Source organism: Caulobacter segnis (assembly GCF_029543125.1).
Lineage (GTDB): Bacteria > Pseudomonadota > Alphaproteobacteria > Caulobacterales > Caulobacteraceae > Caulobacter > Caulobacter segnis_D.
Genome location: NZ_JARQWW010000002.1, coordinates 540805 through 557793 on the forward strand (window position 1 = coordinate 540805; position 16989 = coordinate 557793).

Genomic DNA, 16989 nt, shown 5'->3' on the forward strand with positions numbered 1-16989 from the left:
CATCTGGCCCGAGCCTTGCAGGCGGTAGCATCTCGTTAACCATGATGACCGCATCTAGTCCCTACGAGGTTTCGTAGGAGGCTGTCTTGGCTTTGGGCCCAAGACTCGAGTTCCGGCAGGGCCAGAGCCTGGTCATCACGCCGCAGCTGCAGCAGGCGATCAAGCTGCTGCAGCTGAACAATCTCGAGCTGCAGGCCTTTGTCGAGGCCGAGCTGGAAAAGAACCCGCTCCTGCAACGGGACGAGGCCGAGGTGGAGGTCGAAGCCCCCGCCCCGGCGACGGAATCCTACGCGGTGGACGCCGTTCCCGACGGCGCGGCCGCCGCCGACATGGATGGCGGCGCCTCCGACACCCATGCCGACGCCTCGCCCGGGGAGCGCGATTCCGGTGAGACGGGCACCGAACCCACCGGCGGCCAGATCGACTGGTCCAAGGCCGGCCGGGGCGGCAGCTTCGAAGGCGACGAAGGCCTGGACAGCGCCCCGGGCCGCGAGAAGAGCCTTTGGGAGCACCTGCACGAGCAGCTGGCCGTCGCCGGCCTGCCGACCGCCGACCAGGCCATCGCCGGGGTCCTCATCGACGCCGTGGACGAGGGCGGCTATCTGCGGGCCGAAATCGACGAGGTCGCCGGCCGCCTGGGCTGCCCGGCCGAGCGGGTCGAGGGGGTTCTCAGCGTCATCCAGGGCTTCGAGCCGGCCGGCGTCGCGTGCCGCGACGTGCGCGAATGCCTCATGCTGCAGCTCAAGGACCGCAACCGATACGACCCGGCCATGGCGGCCCTGCTGGACAACCTGGACCTGCTGGCTCGCCGCGACCTGCCGAACCTGAAGCGCCTTTGCGGCGTCGATGACGAGGACCTGCGCGAGATGATCGCCGAGGTCCGCGCCCTGACGCCCCGCCCCGGCGCCGCCTTCAGCACCGGCGAGACGGCCCAGACCGTGGTGCCCGACGTGCATGTGCGCGAAGGCATGGGCGGGCTGTGGCACGTGGAGCTGAACGCCGAGACCCTGCCGCGCGTGCTGGTGGACCAGCGCTATCACGCCCGCATCAGCGGCGGCGCGCGCAGCGATCAGGACAAGACCTTCGTCTCCGACTGCCTGTCCTCCGCCAACTGGCTGGTGAAGAGCCTGGACCAGCGGGCCAAGACCATCCTGAAGGTCTCCAGCGAGATCGTCCGTCAGCAGGACAGCTTCCTGGCCTTTGGGGTGGAGCACCTGCGGCCCCTGAATCTCAAGACCGTCGCCGACGCCATCGGCATGCACGAGTCCACGGTCAGCCGCGTGACCTCCAACAAATACATCGCCACGCCCCGAGGCGTCTTTGAACTGAAATTCTTCTTCACCTCGGCCATCGCCTCCACCGGCGGCGGCGAGGCCCACTCGGCCCAAAGCGTGCGGCACAAGATCCGCCAGCTGATCGACGGCGAGAGCCGGGAGTCCGAAGTCCTCTCCGACGACGCCCTTGTGGACATCCTGAAGGCGGCCGGCGTCGATATCGCCCGCCGCACGGTGGCCAAGTATCGCGAAGCCTTGAAGATTCCGTCGTCGGTCGAAAGAAGACGCCGGTTGCGCGAGCTGGCCTGAACCCCACATCCTGTGTGTGCGTTCTGAAACTTCAGGGCGTCATCACGGGACTAGCGCATGGAAGAGAACGACCGGCTCTCCGAGGTTCTGCAGATCATCTGCGATCGGCCCGAGCCGCGCGTCTCGATCGGCGAAATCATGGACGAGTTCGGGCCGCGCGCCTTCGGGGCCGCGCTGCTTGTCTTTTCGGCCCCCAACCTGCTCCCCCTGCCTCCCGGCTCCTCCACCGTGCTGGGCGCGCCGCTGGTGCTTCTGTCGCCCCAGGTGGCGTTTGGCGCGGAGCATCCCTGGCTGCCCAAGCGGGTCAGTAATCAGAACCTGCGGCGCGGCGACCTGCGCGGCGCCTTCGGCAAGCTGATCCCCATGCTCGAGAAGGTTGAGCACGTCTCCCGCCCGCGGCTGGAATTTCTGTTCGGCCCGGTGGGCGACCGTGTGATCGGCGCGGTCTGCACGGCGCTGGCGTTGATCCTGATCATACCCATTCCGCTCGGAAACCTGCTTCCTGCGGCGGCGGTGTCGGCGTTTGCGTTGGGGCTTATCCAGCGCGACGGCGTCTTCGCCCTCGCCGGGTACCTGCTCACCGCCATCAGCGCGTGCGTGCTCGTCTTGGGCGCAAGCGTTGTCGTGGCGAGCCTTCGGCATATCGCCGATCTCTGGCCGTGGTCGTAAGACCGCGGCGCCGCTTGACAGTATCAAAACGGAGGCGTTCGCTAAGCTCATGCAAGTCCAGATCTCAGGCAAACACGTCGCTGTCGGTGATGCCCTGCGGACGCGGGTGACCGACGAAATCTCCTCCAGCATCGGCAAGTACTTCGAGCGCGGCGGCGACGCCGACATCGTTGTCAGCCGCGAAGGCCACGCCTTCCGGGTGGATTGTTCGGTGCTGCTGGCTTCCGGTCAGCAACTGCAGAGCCACGCGCTCGGCGGTGACGCCCATGGGGCGTTCGATGCGGCCCTGGCCAAGATCGAAACGCGCATCCGGCGCTACAAGCGCCGCCTGAAGAGCCATACCAACGCCGCTGCGGCCAAGAACGCCGAAACCGCGCAATTCTATATCTTGCGTGCGCCCGATGTGGACGACGAGGCCGACGAGGAGTGGTTCGCCGAAGCCGACCAGGGCGCGCCCAGCGCCATGGTCATCGCCGAGACACAGGCCGAGCTTAAGACGATGACCGTTTCTATGGCGGTCATGGAGTTGGACTTGACCGAAGGCCAGGCAATCGTGTTTAGGAACGCCGCCCATGGCGGTCTGTCGGTGGTGTACCGACGTTCTGACGGGAACATCGGCTGGATCGATCCCGAAAGGACCTCCAATGGGCATGCTTCGAGCCGTTCGAACGGCGCCGCACATAACGGCGTTTCGTCCGGGACCCAGTAGACAGTCTGCGCGTTCTTGCCCGGCCGAGTTTCTCGACCGGGCGTCGGCCGCCTGACGTGAGCGAGCTTTCTAAGTCTATGAGTATCGGAGAGTTGCTGGACCGGCGGGCCATCTCGCCGCGCGCCAGCGCGCCTAACAAGCGCCAAGCCCTGTCTGTCATCGCCGACATCGCCGCCCGCACCTTTGGCGTGGACGCCGATGAAGCGCTGGACGCCCTGCTGGAGCGTGAGGCCGCCGGTTCGACCGGCGTCGGCCAGGGCGTCGCCGTGCCGCATGCCCGCGTGTCGGGCCTGGACCGCATGCGGGCCGTGGTGGTCCGTCTGGAGCTGCCGATCGATTTCGATGCGGTGGACGACCAGCCGGTCGATCTGATGGTGGCCCTGTTCGCTCCGACGGAGGCCTCCAGCGCGGAACATCTGCGGGCCCTGGCCCGCGTCTCGCGCCTCCTGCGTCAGCCGGAGATTCGCGAACAGATTCGTCAGGCCAAGTCGGCCGACGCCATCCATGTCGTCCTAGGCAGCGAGCTCGCCAGCTCCGCCGCCTGACGAACGAGATCGGGCCGCGCCCTCTGTGAGCGCGGCCCGCCTTTCAAGCCTTAGTGAACCGAGACCGGCGCCAGCTCATGGGCGAGCGCGGCGGCGACGGCGGCCGCCTTGTCGGTGAGCACAGCCAGACGCGCGCCGTCGGCGCGATATACGGCGTAGAGCGTCTGCTCCGGGTCCAAAGACAGCGCCTGTTCGGGATCGGCGTCCGGGATGACCTCCGCGGCCTTGACCGGGCGGACATAGACGAGGTCGGGCGCGCCCAGCGCGGCGAAAGCCTCGTTCGAGAAGACCGGGTTTTGCAATGTAGGCGTCATTTCGACCACCTCCTTCAAATTTCCAACGCGCCGCATGGCCGCCGGTTCAGCCGGCCATGACGCGGTGCGGGCGAGGGCAGGCTCAGCCCGCCGTTCGGATGGGTATTGTGCGGACCTGACGTTGCGGTTCGGGGCGGGCCAGATCCACGTGCAGGAGCCCGTGCTCCAGGATCGCCGCCTCCACCTCCATGCCGTCGGCCAGCACGAAGGCGCGGACGAAACCGCGCGCCGCGATGCCGCGATGAAGATAGGCCTTGTCCTGCCCTTCGCCCTCGCCGCGTCGCCCCGCGATGGTCAGTTGTCGGTCCTCGACCTGAACGAACAGTTGCTCGGGCGAGAATCCGGCCACGGCCAGGGTGATGCGGATCCCGCCGCCTTCGCGGGCCTCGACATTGTAGGGGGGATACCCCTCGCCAGCGGCCTTGGCGGCGCGCTCGATGAGATTGCGGGTATGGTCGAAGCCCAACAGGAAAGGGCTGTCGAAAAGCAGGGTGCGGGTCGTCATCGTCTGGAGCCCTTGAAAAGCGACTCCCGCCGCCGGCCCGGGATCGGCGCCGGATGCGGTCGTTCTTCTAGGTGGCGACGGCCAAGCCCCGCCGCAAGGGCGTCGGGAGCGAGCGTGAGGGCGCACCCGGCGACAGAACATGAAAAAGGCTTACTGTCCGGGCGCTCCCTTCAGCCGGACAGCATCGCGATGACCAAGCACCGCATCTACACGACCAGCTTCGCCAGCGTTTACCCCCATTACGTCGCCAAGGCGCAAAGGAAGGGGCGCACGCAGGCCGAGGTGGACGAGATCATCCTGTGGCTGACCGGCTTCACCCCGGATCAGTTCAAGACCCATCTGGAGCAGAAGACGGATTTCGAGGCTTTCTTCGCCGCCGCGCCGACGCTGAACCCCGCGCGGTCCCGGATCAAGGGCGTGGTCTGCGGCGTCCGCGTCGAGGAGGTGGCGGATCCGCTGATGCGGGAGATCCGCTATCTGGACAAGCTGATCGACGAGCTGGCCAAGGGAAAGGCGATGGAGAAGATCCTCAGGGCCTAGCGGCTCCAGCGCGTCTCCATCAGGTCGATCTCGCGCACCAGGTCGCGGGCGACGTCGTCCTTCAGCAGGCGGCGCTTCACCAGGCTGAACAGCTCCTCGCGCTCGGCCTTCATGGCGACGAGGCGCAGGTCGCGGTCGATCTCCTCCAGCATCTGCATCAGCTCGGCGTCGCCCCCGTCGCGCAGGCCGCCGTCGATACGGCGGCGATAGAGGCCCATGATGCGGGCTGCGGCCTCCGCGTGCAGGTCGGCATGAGTCTCCTGCCCCGCCGGCGGCTGGATGGCTTCGATCGCCCGGATCGCCGCCTTGGCCGCCGCCGCGCGCGCGGACTGAACCTCGTCGTGACGGCCCGGCTCCTCGGCGGCGTCGACCCCGCGCATGGCCCAGGGCAAGGCCAGGGCGGCGAGGATCAGGGACGCCAGGATCACGCCCGCCGCCAGGAAGATGGCCAGATTGCGCGCCGGCATCGGCGAGCCGTCGGCGACAAAGAAGGGGATGGTCAGCACGCCGGCCAGAGAGACCGCTCCTCGCACGCCCGCCAGGGAGACGGCGGCCACCATCCGCCAGCTCGGCCTTTCGATCCTCTGCCCTTTCCGCTCGTAGCGCAGCCCCGCCATGCGGATCGACACCCAGACCCAGAGGAACCGCAGCACCACGAGGGCGGCCGTGATCGCCAGCACATAGACCGCCATCCACCACACCTCGTGGTGGCCGGATTGGCGGACTGTCCGCGCCGCCTTCTCCAGGATCGAGGGCATCTGCTGGCCGAGCAGCACGAACACCGCGCCGTTGGCGGTGAAGGCGACCGTGTCCCACACGGCGCTGCGGCGGACACGGGTGCCGGCCTGGAGCTGGCCGCCGAGCTCGACGTAGCTCATGGCCACGCCGGCCGCGACGGCGGCCATGATGCCCGAGCAATGCACGGCCTCCGCCGCCAGATAGGCGCCGAAGGGGATCAGCAGGCTGATGAGGATCTCCGATCCGGGATCCTCGCCGAACCGGCGGGCCAGGCGCGATTTGAGGAAGCTGACCGCCAGGGTGAAGCCCGCACCCGCCGCCACGCCGCCCAGGGCCAGCCACAGGAAGTTGAGCACCGCGTCCGGCAGGGAGAACACCCCGCTGACCGCCGCGGCGATGGCGAAGCGCAGGCAAACCAGGCCCGACGCGTCGTTGAGCAGGGACTCCGCCTCCAGCACCCGCATGATCCGCTCGGGGAAAGGTGTGCCCCGGGTGATGGCCGAGACCGCCACGGGATCGGTGGGCGCCAGAACGGCCGCCAGGGCGAAGGCCACCGGCAGGGGCATGGCGGGGATGAGCCAATGGATGAAGAAGCCGACCCCGACCACGGTGAACACCACCAGACCCAGGGCGAGCTGAAGGATCGGCCGGGCGTCCTGTTTGAGGTTGTGCTTGGGCATCCGCCAGCCGTCCAGGAACAGCAGCGGCGGCAGGATCAGCAGAAAGAAGATCTCCGGCCGCAGGTCGATGGTGATCCCCGCCAGCCCGGCGATGGCCGCGCCCAGCGCCACTTGCACGAGGGGCAGCGGCACGACCACGGGCAGCATGCGCACCAGGTATCCGCTGGCCACGACGGCCAGCAGCAGAAGGAGCACCAAGGTCACGATCGCCATGGCCGCAACATGCCGGGCGGGAGCCGTCGCATCAACCGCGCGTGCGAGCCCATGTCGCAGCGACGACGCGGGCGGCCATGGTTAAGGGAGGAGCGTTCCCTCCTGCCCGAGCCCTCCCATGCTGAAGCTGCTGACCGCCGGCGTCGTTTCCGAATACGCATCGTGCGCGGCCGTGATCCTGACCAGCACTCTGGTGGGAGCCTATGCGGCCCAGGGCATGACCCCCGCCCAGTGGCTGGGCGGGCTCGCCGCGGTCGGCGGCGCCATCGCCTGGGCGGTGATCGTGCGGGTCTGGCCGGCGGCCCCGGCGGCGTAAACCGCACGCTCCGACTGGCGCCCCCCGCGAAGTGCGGGTTAAGAGTCGCCCCCTCAGTACTCGGGGGGACTTATGAAGCGCCTATTCCTGACCACCGCGGCGGGCATCGCCCTCGCGTTCGCCACCACCGCCATCGCCCAGGACGCCAAGCCGGCCGACAAGCCCAAGTGGGACGTCGCCAATCCTCCCGGACCGGGCAAGGACGTGAGGATCGACGTCACCTCCGGCACCTGGATGGCCGTGGACGTCAGCCCGGACGGCAAGGAGATCATCTTCGACCTGCTGGGCGATCTCTATGTGATGCCCATCGGCGGCGGCGAGGCCAAGGCCCTGACCAGCGGCGTGGCCTGGGACATGCAGCCCCGCTATTCCCCCAACGGCAAGTGGATCGCCTTCACCTCCGACCGCGGCGGCGGCGACAACCTGTGGGTCATGGACCGCGACGGTTCGAACGCCAAACAGGTCAGCAAGGAGACCTTCCGCCTGCTGAACTCCCCGGCCTGGACGCCGGACAGCGAGTTCCTGGTGGGCCGAAAGCACTTCACCTCCGGCCGCTCTCTGGGGGCGGGCGAGATGTGGCTCTACCACCGCTCCGGCGGTGACGGCGTGCAGCTGACCGAGCGCCGCACCCAGCAAAAGGATACGGGCGAACCGGCCTTCTCCCCCGACGGCCGCTACCTCTATTACAGCGACGAGACCACGCCCGGCGGCGTGTTCGAGTACAGCAAGGACCCCAACAGCCAGCTCTATGTGATCCAGCGCCTGGATCGTCAGACCGGCGACACCGAGTCCTTCGTCACCGGCCCGGGCGGTTCGATCCGCCCGACTCCCTCGCCGGACGGCAAGTCCCTGGCCTTCATCCGACGCGACCGTTTCCAGTCGAAGCTCTACGTTCTGGACCTCGAGAGCGGCCGCGAGACGCCGATCTATGAGCATCTCGACCGCGACATGCAGGAGACCTGGGCGATCCACGGCGTCTATCCGGGCATCGCCTGGACGCCGGACAACAAGTCCCTGGTCTTCTGGGCCGGCGGCAAGATCAACCGCGTGGACGTGGCCTCCAAGTCGGCGGCCGTGATCCCCTTCCACGTGGCGGACACCCGCCGCGTGGCCGACGCCGTCCGCTTCCCGGTCGAGGTGGCGCCCGACCAGTTCGAGGTGAAGATGACCCGTTGGGCCACCACCTCGCCGGACGGCAAGAAGGCGGTGTTCGAGGCCCTGGGCCATCTGTGGATCAAGGACCTGCCCAGCGGCGCGGCCCGCCGCCTGACCAGGCAGAGCGACCACTTCGAGCTCTATCCATCCTGGTCGCGCGACAGCCGCTCCATCGTCTACACAACCTGGAACGACAAGGACTTCGGCTCGATCCGCGTGGTCAGCGCCATGGGCGGCGAAGGCCGCAAGGTGACCAGCAAGCCGGGCGACTATATCGAGCCGGCCTTCTCGCCGGACGGCCAGACCATCGTCTATCGGGCCACCCGCGACGGCTTCCTGATCTCGTCGGTGAACGCCCGCGAGACCGGCCTCTATTCGATCCCGGCCAAGGGCGGCGAGGCGAGCCTGATCAGCAAGAAGGGCGCCGCCCCGCAGTTCGGCGCCAAGTCCGACCGCGTGTTCTTCATGACCAATGACGGCGACAAGCGCACCCTGCGCTCGGCCGGCGTCAAGGGCGGCGAGGAACGCTCGCACCTGACCTCGCAATGGGCGTCGGAATTCTCCATCTCGCCGGATGAGAAGTGGCTGGCCTGGACCGAACGGTTCAACGTCTATGTCGCGCCCTTCGTGGCGACGTCGAAGACGCTGCAGATGGCGCCCAAGGGCTCGGCCCTGCCGCAGGCCAAGGTCACCCGCGACGCCGGCGAATGGCTGCACTGGTCAGGCGACTCCAAGCGCCTTCAATGGTCGCTGGGCAACGAGCTGTTCACCCGGGACCTGAAGGACAGCTTCGCCTTCGTGGACGGCGCGCCGGCCACCCTGCCCAAGGCGCCGGAAGCGGGGATCAAGCTCGGCTTCACCCAGGCCTACGACAAGCCCACGGGCCGCGTGGCCCTGACCGGCGGCCGCCTGATCACCATGAAGGGCGATGAGGTCATCGAGGACGGGGTGGTCGTTCTGAACGGCAACCGGATCGAAGCCATCGGTGCGCGCGGTTCGGTGACCGTTCCCGCCGACGCCAAGGTGTTCGACATCGCCGGCAAGACCGTGATCCCCGGCCTGATCGACGCCCACTGGCACGGCTCCATGGGCGCGGACGAGATCATTCCGCAGCAGAGCTGGGAGAACTACGCCTCCCTCGGCTACGGGGTGACCACCCTGCACGACCCGTCCAACGATACGACCGAGATCTTCGCTCACAGCGAACTGGGCAAGGCGGGCATGGTCGTGGCGCCGCGCATCTTCAGCACGGGCTCGATCCTGTATGGGGCGACCACGGCGGGCACCGCCCAGATCGACAGCCTGGACGACGCCCTGGGCCACCTGCGCCGCCTGAAGGCCGCCGGCGCCTGGTCGGTGAAGAGCTACAACCAGCCCCGTCGTGAACAGCGCCAGCAGATCATCGAGGCGGCCCGCCAGCTGGGCATGATGGTCACGCCGGAAGGCGGCTCGCTCTATCACATGAACATGAACATGATCGCCGACGGCCACACCACCATCGAGCACTCCGTGCCGGTGGCCAAGATGTACGAGGACGTCGACCAGTTCTGGAGCCAGTCCAAGACCGCCTATACCCCGACCCTGGTGGTGGCCTTCGGCGGTTTCGCGGGCGACCTCTATTGGACCCAGGCCACGGAGGTCTGGAAGGAGCCGATCCTCAACAAGTACGTGCCCCGCCGCCTGATCGACTCCACCACCCGCCGCCCCACCAAGGTGCCGGAGGAGGAGGCGAACCACATCAACGTGGCGCGGGAGGCCAAGGAGCTGAACGACCTGGGCGTGCCGGTCTCGATCGGCGCCCACGGCCAGCGCGAAGGCCTCGGCTCCCACTGGGAGATGTGGTCCTTCGTCCAGGGCGGCATGAGCAACCATCAGGCCCTGAAGGCGGGCACCATCAACCCGGCCAACGCTCTGGGCATGAACAAGGACCTCGGCTCGCTGGAGGCCGGCAAGCTGGCCGACCTGGTGGTGCTGGACAAAAACCCGCTGGAGAACATCCGCAACACCACCTCGATCCGCTACGTGATCGCCAACGGCCGCGTCTATGACGACAACATGGACGAGGTCGGCACGCGGATGCGCAAGCGCATGCCGTTCTGGTTCGCCGAAACCGGCGGCGAGGTGTGGAGCGCCGGCGGCCTGACCAACGCCAACACCCATACCCACGAGGACTAGAAGGCTTCTGCGCAAGCCTGACGGTCAGACGGCCCCGGAGCAGTCCGGGGCCGTTTTCGTCTGCCGGCCAAGAAAAACCCCGGCCTTCCGGGGCCGGGGTCAAGTTCGCAATCTTTTGGGGGACACTGCTGAACTAGCTCAGCCATAACGAAGCTGAGCCATTCCGGTTCCGGGCCCGTCGGCGGATCTAGAAACAAAAAATCACACAGCGACCGCCCGAGCGGAGGCTCGGCGCGCCATGGACGCCCTATATAGGGAACGACCTTTCTTGGGAGTGTGTGATGAACGTTGGAAAATCCAGGCTCATGGCGGTGCTCGGCGCCGCGCTCTGCATCGGGCTGGTGAGCTTGGACACGGCCGACGCGGCGCGCCGCGGCGGCAGCTTCGGCAGCCGGGGCTCGCGCACCTACCAGGCGCCGCGGACCACCCAGACCGCTCCGCAGCAGGCCGCGCCGATCCAGCGCTCCATGACCCAACCCGCCCCCGGCCAGCAGACGGCGCGCCCCGGCGCGCCGGCGGCGAACCGCCAGCAGGCTCAAGCCCCGCAGCAGCAGCGTCGCGGCGGCTTCCTGGGCGGTCTGGGCGGCGGCATCCTCGGCGGCCTGCTCGCGGGCGGCCTCATCGGCGCCCTGATGGGCAACGGCTTCGGCGCGGGCATGGCCGGCATGGCCGCCATGCTGATGCAGATCGCCCTCATCGCCGGCATCGCCTTCCTGGCGTTCAGCCTGTTCAAGATGTTCCGCCGTCGCCAGCAGCCCGCCATGGCCGGCGCGGCGAACAACGCCGGCTGGTCGAGCAACGCCCGCAGCAGCGGCGAGGTGGTCTATCCGGAGGGCTTCGGCCGTCAGCCGCAAGCCGCGCCCGCCTACACCCCGCCCCCGGCTCCTGAAGTCGCCAGCCACGAGATCGGCGTCACCGGCCAGGACCGGGAGACCTTCGAGCGCCTGCTGATGGAGATCCAGGACGCCTTCGGCCGCGAGGACTACGCCGCTCTGCGCGAACGGACGACGCCGGAAGTCATGGGCTATCTGGCCGAAGAGCTGGGTCAGAACGCCACCGAGGGCCGCCACAATGAAATCTCGGACACCAAGCTGCTTGAGGCCGACATCGCCGAGGCCTGGCACGAAGAAGGCCGCGACTACGCCACGGCCGCCATGCGCTACGAGTTCGTGGATGTGGTGCGCGAGCGGGCCACCGGCGCGATCCTGGAAGGCGACCCCAACCAGCGTGTCCAGAAGACCGAGGTGTGGACCTTCGTCCGCCAGGGCGGCGGCCAGTGGAAGCTGTCGGCGATCCAGGAAGCCTGACGCAGCCGCCGCGATGACAAACGAAAGGCCCCGCAGTCTTCTGCGGGGCCTTTTTTGTCGCTTTGTCTCGCAATTCTCCGCCGGCTTGTCTTCGATCTCCGTCGATCAACCGGTGAACGGACGGATCAGAATTTCTACCCGGCGGTTGCGGGCGCGGCCGTCCGGCGTGCCGTTGTCGGCGACCGGCTGGCGGGAGCTGACGCCCTCCACATAGAGCCGCTCGCGCATCACGCCCCGGTCAATCAGGTAGGAGGCCACGGACGAGGCCCGGCGCTCCGACAGGGGCTGGTTGATGGCGTCGCCGCCGCTGCTGTCGGTGTGGCCGATGACGTCGACCATGGAGCGGTCGTACTGGCGCAGGACGCTGGCGACGTCGTCCAGCACGGGCAGGAAGCGGCTGTCGAGGTTCGACTGGTTGGTGGCGAAGGTGACGTCCGACGGCATCACCAGGATCAGGTTGTCGCGGTCGCGGCGCACGCCGACGCCGGAGCCGGAGAGCTGCTGCTCCAGGGCGCGCTGCTGACGATCCATGTACTGACCGATGCCGGCGCCGGCCAGGGCGCCGACACCCGCGCCGATGAGGGCGTTCTTGCGGCCCTGCTCGCCGCTGTTGGTGTTGGTCAGGTAGCCCAGCAGGGCGCCGCCGAGAGCGCCCGCGATGGCGCCCGTGCCGGTGTTGTTGCGGCGAGGCGTCGAGCTGTACGGATCGGTGGTGGTGCAAGCCGCGGCGAGCATGGCGGCGACGCCTACGCTCAGGATGACGGGTCTGGCGCGCATGGCGTCCTCCTCCTGGATGTCCAAGGTCTCAGAACGTCGCGCTTATGGTGAAGGTTCCGGGCGGGAACAAGGCAAGGAGCCTGAAAAGGACAAGGCCCGGACGTTTCCGTCCGGGCCCTGATGGTGGAGCTAAGCGGAGGTTGTTACCCGCTTGAAACCATGAAGGTTTGTCTTTGGGCATCACGGTTGCCTTGCCCGGATGTAAAAGTATTTCGCGCACCGGGGAAGAGCTGAGAAGTCAGTCAGGCCGCTGCTTCGGTATCGCGCCGGACGCGCCAATCGCATGCGGGCCGGTCGCAGAGACCGGAAGTTTGCCAATGGCGAATACCGCACGGTCGTTCATTGCAGTCCCAACGCCAGCCCCGATAAACGGCCACACCGCCGCCTGGCCGTATGATCCAACGCTGGGGGATCGAAGATAAGGGCCTGGCCTGATATTTTGCTCCGCCAGGCGGACGTTTTTGATCGCCTGGCCGATTGACATGGCCACCCCGCCTGGGGCTTATACACACTACGCGGCAGCCGGTGTCGGCTGCGACGTGCACAGGAGGTACGAAATGAAGACGAATTAGACGACCGGGCGCTCGCGACCTGGCTATACCGCTGCAGGTCGGGCCGGATGGAGAGGGGGCGCAATCCCCTCAACCACCCGGTGGGCGAACCCAATTCGTGCTGGGTAACGGGGCTTGCCGGCCGAAGCCTTCGCCGATCACCAGACACAGGACAGGGCCATTGGCCCGACTTCTGCGTGATCAGTCAAGGGTTTTGCGCCCCGCTTAGCAGCGAGGTTACCGCCATGCGTAGGCGGACTTTCGTCCCTCCGGGGTACCGGCTGGTCTTCAGGGCCACCCGAACCGACCCTCGGACCGGAAAGGTGCTTCATGCTCGCGCCTATGGGCTTCGAGCGTGGCCCATCCTGATCCGGAAGTGACACGGGATGACCCCCGGAGCTCTGGCTCCTGGGGGTCAGCTCCACCGCTACGCCAGCACCTCTCTGCCGCGAACACACAGGCCAAAGCGGCCAATTCTAATCGACGGAGAAAGCAGATGACCGACGGTAAACGTTACGGTTTAGACCAGCTGAAAAGGACCGGCGGGCGGGGCACGGTCGACCTTCCCATGATTTCGGGCTTCAACATGGGCAACGGGACCCTGAACATCACCATGCCGATGGGTACCTTTAGAGAAGTGGCTTTGGTCGCTAACGAGGCCCGCATTTTGTCTATGGGTGAGGGTCCTGAGCAAGTCGCCCAACGCCAGCTAATCCCTGACCATGCGAGGAAGTTGGCCCTCTATATCCTGCGAGGATTGCTCGCGGGTGTGAAGTCAAAATGGAGGATGGCAGGGCGTCACGTGCCGGATTGCCTCACAGACATTCTCAACGAGCTGGGAGAGGGGCCTTACCAAGCCCTTCAGCCCTTCACCGCAAACATTCGGAACATCCAACCAGGAGAGCTGGAGTTCGAAGACACCCCCGCAGGCACCATTCTGCACCTCCATAAACTCCAGAGGCTTTTCGTCGTCGACGGCCAGCACCGCCTGCGCGCTGGCGAGATGGTGCACGACTGGCTCAGCGTGGTGATCACGAATGCCAAGTACCCCAAGAAGGGCTTGTGGATTGGTGACACCCAAGAGGTGACCTCAGACGAGATGGAGGTCTGGGCTGCAGCTCTTACAGAGTTCGACACCTCGTTCACGATCGATGTCACGGTCCACCTTGGCCTTGACGCAGGGCAGGAGCGGCAACTTTTCCACGACCTCAACGTGCTGGGAAAGAAGCCCTCGGCAGCGCAGGCGCTATCGTTCGACGCCGCCAATCCCGTCAATAAGTACGCGTCTGACCGCCTTGCTCCTAACGGCCATGTGCATGGGTTGAAGGTCGTGGACGCGGGCCACAAGAAGTCTGGCACCAAACTCGAAGACGCCGCGATCTTCCGGGACGACCTCGTGAACACCTGCGCCATACTGTTCCGGGGCGCCTTCAATCAGTCAGGCATCACGCCAATGGATGTCATGGGCGCAGAAGATTATGCGGATAACTTCTGGCGGGCGCTTTCCCGGCAGCCGGGCTGGGCTGAAGCCGGTAGAGACCGGCTGACGCTGCTTGCACAGCCCACCGTAATCAAGGGCATGGCGTTCCTTGTGCGGTCCTTCCACAACGGTGAAGAAGCCCGCGATGAGCCTGCGGCCCATGGGAAGCGGGATGCGATCATCGACGCAATCGCCAATGGCGCGGTCGATTTCTCTCATGAGAACCCCCTTTGGCGCGTCTATCTGATGAGCCACGAGGATCGTGAGGAAGCGTTTCCGGGCATCAGCGAATACATCACTCCGGATGCTGTCCTTAAGCCCTATGGAACGTGGGATGACGACGCGCGGCGCTTGCAGCTTGGTCCGAACACCCGCGACATCTCTCGCTACCTCGCTGACCTCGTTCGGTACCAGCTCCGCGATCAGGTCGGGCTTGAGCCGCGGCCAGGGCTCATCTCACTGAAGAGGAAGCTCGCGGAAGCTGAAGCTCAGAAGCTGACTGCTGCCTAGCGGCGGCGGCGCTTGTCGGAGGACGCTCTCATCACCCGAGGGCGTCCATTCGCCTGAGGAAGACGCTTACCGTTCCGCTCGGGATCAAGAGCGCGCTTAAGAGGATGCCTACTTGGTTGACCCCGCCCCACCTGGTTGAGCTTGCATTGATGCGGCACTCCGTTGCTAAGTTGTTCTCGGGCATGGGGGGGGGGTGAGGCTTGCCGACTGATCCGATCAAGGTTGTAGCGCAGCGGGATACGTTCCTGCGGATCGCCCGTGCGCGCCCTCTAACGGCTATCGCGGAGCTGATCTGGAATAGCCTCGACGCCGACGCCACTAGCGTCACGGTGTATTTCGACGAGAACGAGCTTGGCCTGCGCGGGATTGTCGTGGAGGACGACGGTGACGGCGCGACGCCGGATGAAGCGAGGGAGTTCTTCCGTCGCCTGGGGGGCTCTTGGAAGAAGCCTGGCTCCCGCACGAAGAAGCACGGTCGCGTGCTTCATGGGAGCCAGGGCCAGGGCCGCTACAAGGCTCTTTCCGTGGGGCGGTCAATCCAGTGGACGTATTATTACGAGCAGGACGGCGACATCTACGAGTTCGCCCTCAGCATCCTCGGGGACGACCCGTCCGAGGTTCGGGCTAGCGACCCGAAGAAGTCAGGCCGCGACCGCACCGGCTGCATCGTGCGGATACAAGACCCAATTCGCCAGTTTAAGAACCTCGATAGCGAGGAAGCGGTCCTCGAAATTACTGAACTATTTGCGATCTATCTCGCCGACTATCCGGGTGTCCGCGTCTCCTATGCCGGTCAGGCGCTCGATCCGAAGTCGGCCATTTCCAACCAGTTTTCCCTTGAGGTTCCTGAGGTGAAGCTCGCGGCGGGTGATAGCGCCGGGCCGGGAAGACTGCGAGTGCTGGAGTGGCGGCATCTGGACCGTCGGAGCCTCTTCATTTGTGATGCGCGAGGCTTTGCGCTCCAGCAGGTGAGCACGCGGTTTCAGCTCAAGAAGCACTCCTTCTCCGCCTACCTTCAGTCCCCGTATCTCGATCAGCTCGACCAAGAGAACCGGCTGGACCTGGCCGAGCTTGATCCCCTTGTATCTGCCGTGATCGAGGCGGCGAAGGACGCGATCAAGGCTCACTACGACGCCGAGGGGAAGCGGGAGGCGGCTCGCATGATCCAGGAATGGAAGGCGAGCAAAATCTACCCATACGAGGACGAGCCGAAAAATGACGTCGAAGCGGCTGAGCGTCAGGTCTTCGAGATTGTCGCCGTCAAAGTTCAGACTGCTCACAGCGAGTTAGCCGGTGCGCCGAAGCTCGCAAAGAAGCTGCAACTGGAGCTTCTAAGGCACGCAATCGAGACAGGACCGAACCAACTACGCGAACTACTCGCCAAGGTCGTGGACCTGCCTAAGCGAGAGCAGGATGACCTGGCTAAGCTATTGGAGCATACGACGCTTTCGTCGATCATCGGCGCAGCCAAGGTGGTCACGGACCGGTTGAGCTTCCTACGTGGCCTCTACCAAATCATCTACGAGTACGACGAGACTGGGCGGGTCAAAGAGCGGACGCAGCTCCACCGCGTCCTCGCGCTAAACCCGTGGCTGTTCGGCGAGGAGTTCGTCGTCTCGACCGATGATCGCGACCTGACGGCTGTCCTAAAGTCGCACAAGAAATTCCTCGATGAGGACATCGTGATCGACGATCCGGTCAAGCACGTGGACCAGAAGCGGGGCGTCGTCGACCTAATGCTCTCACGTCTTTTGCGCCGACATCGAGCCGATGAGGTCGAGCACTTAGTCGTCGAACTCAAGCGGCCTGGCGTGGCAGTGGGCCAGGACGAGATCAATCAGATTTCAAAGTATGCGGCGTCCATCGAAAGGGATGGCCGATTTGCCACGCGCGATGGCGTCGTCTGGAGATACTGGGTCATCTCCGACACGCTCGATGAGATGGGCAAATGGCAGGTCGAGCAGGACCAAAATGGTCGAGGCATGATCCGTGACACGCCAAAGTCCAAAATCTACGTGCGGACCTGGGACCAGCTCATCGAAGAGAACAAGGCCAAATACCAGTTCATACAAGAGCGACTGAACTTCAGCGCCAATGACGAGCGCGCCATGAGCTACCTGCGAGGCGAGTATGCTGCCCTGCTGGATGGCGTAACCGTCGAAAGCGACCTCAATAAGGTTGGTTGAGTGTCCCGCCTTTAATCTGTGCTGCACTCACTCCAC

14 protein-coding genes are annotated in these 16989 nt (G+C 65.9%); 10 read left to right on the forward strand and 4 right to left on the reverse strand.

Annotated elements, in window-relative coordinates; genetic code table 11:
• Window positions 1–86 precede the first annotated feature (86 nt).
• The 4 genes from rpoN (at window position 87) to P7B02_RS07280 (ending at window position 3506) form a co-directional block, all read left to right on the forward strand.
• Window positions 87–1583 (forward strand): RNA polymerase factor sigma-54, encoded by a 1497-nt coding sequence (gene rpoN, locus P7B02_RS07265; RefSeq protein ID WP_277785656.1) that lies wholly within the window; start codon window positions 87–89, stop codon window positions 1581–1583.
• Between the two features lie 57 nt (window positions 1584–1640).
• Window positions 1641–2252: an exopolysaccharide biosynthesis protein gene (locus tag P7B02_RS07270; protein ID WP_277785657.1), complete on the forward strand. Its 612-nt coding sequence runs from the start codon at window positions 1641–1643 to the stop codon at window positions 2250–2252.
• A 49-nt stretch (window positions 2253–2301) separates the two neighbouring features.
• Entirely contained in the window at window positions 2302–2961 is a 660-nt protein-coding gene (hpf, locus tag P7B02_RS07275) for a ribosome hibernation-promoting factor, HPF/YfiA family (protein ID WP_277786005.1), read from the forward strand.
• A 77-nt stretch (window positions 2962–3038) separates the two neighbouring features.
• Entirely contained in the window at window positions 3039–3506 is a 468-nt protein-coding gene (locus P7B02_RS07280) for a PTS sugar transporter subunit IIA (RefSeq protein ID WP_277785658.1), read from the forward strand.
• Between the two features lie 50 nt (window positions 3507–3556).
• On the opposite strand, the gene P7B02_RS07285 is transcribed toward P7B02_RS07280, so the two are convergent.
• Both P7B02_RS07285 and P7B02_RS07290 read right to left on the reverse strand, forming a co-directional pair.
• Entirely contained in the window at window positions 3557–3820 is a 264-nt protein-coding gene (locus P7B02_RS07285; protein ID WP_269714956.1) for a DUF1150 family protein, read from the reverse strand.
• An 82-nt stretch (window positions 3821–3902) separates the two neighbouring features.
• The gene (locus P7B02_RS07290) at window positions 3903–4325 is read right to left on the reverse strand and encodes an Hsp20 family protein (protein ID WP_277785659.1); all 423 of its coding nucleotides are present in this window, start codon (window positions 4323–4325) and stop codon (window positions 3903–3905) included.
• A gap of 189 nt (window positions 4326–4514) precedes the next feature.
• On the opposite strand from P7B02_RS07290, the gene P7B02_RS07295 reads away from it, so the two are divergent.
• On the forward strand, window positions 4515–4865 hold the full coding sequence (locus tag P7B02_RS07295; protein WP_277785660.1) for a DUF2200 domain-containing protein: 351 nt from the start codon (window positions 4515–4517) through the stop codon (window positions 4863–4865).
• Here P7B02_RS07295 and P7B02_RS07300 read toward each other — a convergent pair.
• Window positions 4862–6496, reverse strand: coding sequence for a Na+/H+ antiporter (locus P7B02_RS07300; protein WP_277785661.1), 1635 nt, complete (start codon window positions 6494–6496; stop codon window positions 4862–4864). The two genes, P7B02_RS07295 and P7B02_RS07300, sit on opposite strands and share 4 nt — an antisense overlap.
• Window positions 6497–6614: 118 nt before the next feature.
• On the opposite strand from P7B02_RS07300, the gene P7B02_RS07305 reads away from it, so the two are divergent.
• The 3 genes from P7B02_RS07305 to P7B02_RS07315 all read left to right on the forward strand — a co-directional run bounded on the left by P7B02_RS07305 (window position 6615) and on the right by P7B02_RS07315 (window position 11449).
• The gene (locus P7B02_RS07305) at window positions 6615–6812 is read left to right on the forward strand and encodes a hypothetical protein (RefSeq protein ID WP_277785662.1); all 198 of its coding nucleotides are present in this window, start codon (window positions 6615–6617) and stop codon (window positions 6810–6812) included.
• Between the two features lie 72 nt (window positions 6813–6884).
• Entirely contained in the window at window positions 6885–10142 is a 3258-nt protein-coding gene (locus tag P7B02_RS07310) for an amidohydrolase family protein (protein WP_277785663.1), read from the forward strand.
• Window positions 10143–10423: 281 nt separating this feature from the next.
• On the forward strand, window positions 10424–11449 hold the full coding sequence (locus tag P7B02_RS07315) for a TIM44-like domain-containing protein (RefSeq protein WP_277785664.1): 1026 nt from the start codon (window positions 10424–10426) through the stop codon (window positions 11447–11449).
• Window positions 11450–11554: 105 nt separating this feature from the next.
• Here P7B02_RS07315 and P7B02_RS07320 read toward each other — a convergent pair whose 3' ends face one another.
• Window positions 11555–12226: an OmpA family protein gene (locus P7B02_RS07320; protein ID WP_277785665.1), complete on the reverse strand. Its 672-nt coding sequence runs from the start codon at window positions 12224–12226 to the stop codon at window positions 11555–11557.
• A gap of 1047 nt (window positions 12227–13273) precedes the next feature.
• Between P7B02_RS07320 and P7B02_RS07325 the strand changes: the two genes are divergently transcribed.
• Together P7B02_RS07325 and P7B02_RS07330 are read left to right on the forward strand one after the other, a co-directional pair.
• Window positions 13274–14767: a DNA sulfur modification protein DndB gene (locus P7B02_RS07325; protein ID WP_277785666.1), complete on the forward strand. Its 1494-nt coding sequence runs from the start codon at window positions 13274–13276 to the stop codon at window positions 14765–14767.
• Between the two features lie 200 nt (window positions 14768–14967).
• Window positions 14968–16953, forward strand: a complete 1986-nt coding sequence (locus P7B02_RS07330) for an ATP-binding protein (RefSeq protein WP_277785667.1) — start codon at window positions 14968–14970, stop codon at window positions 16951–16953.
• Window positions 16954–16989 lie beyond the last annotated feature (36 nt).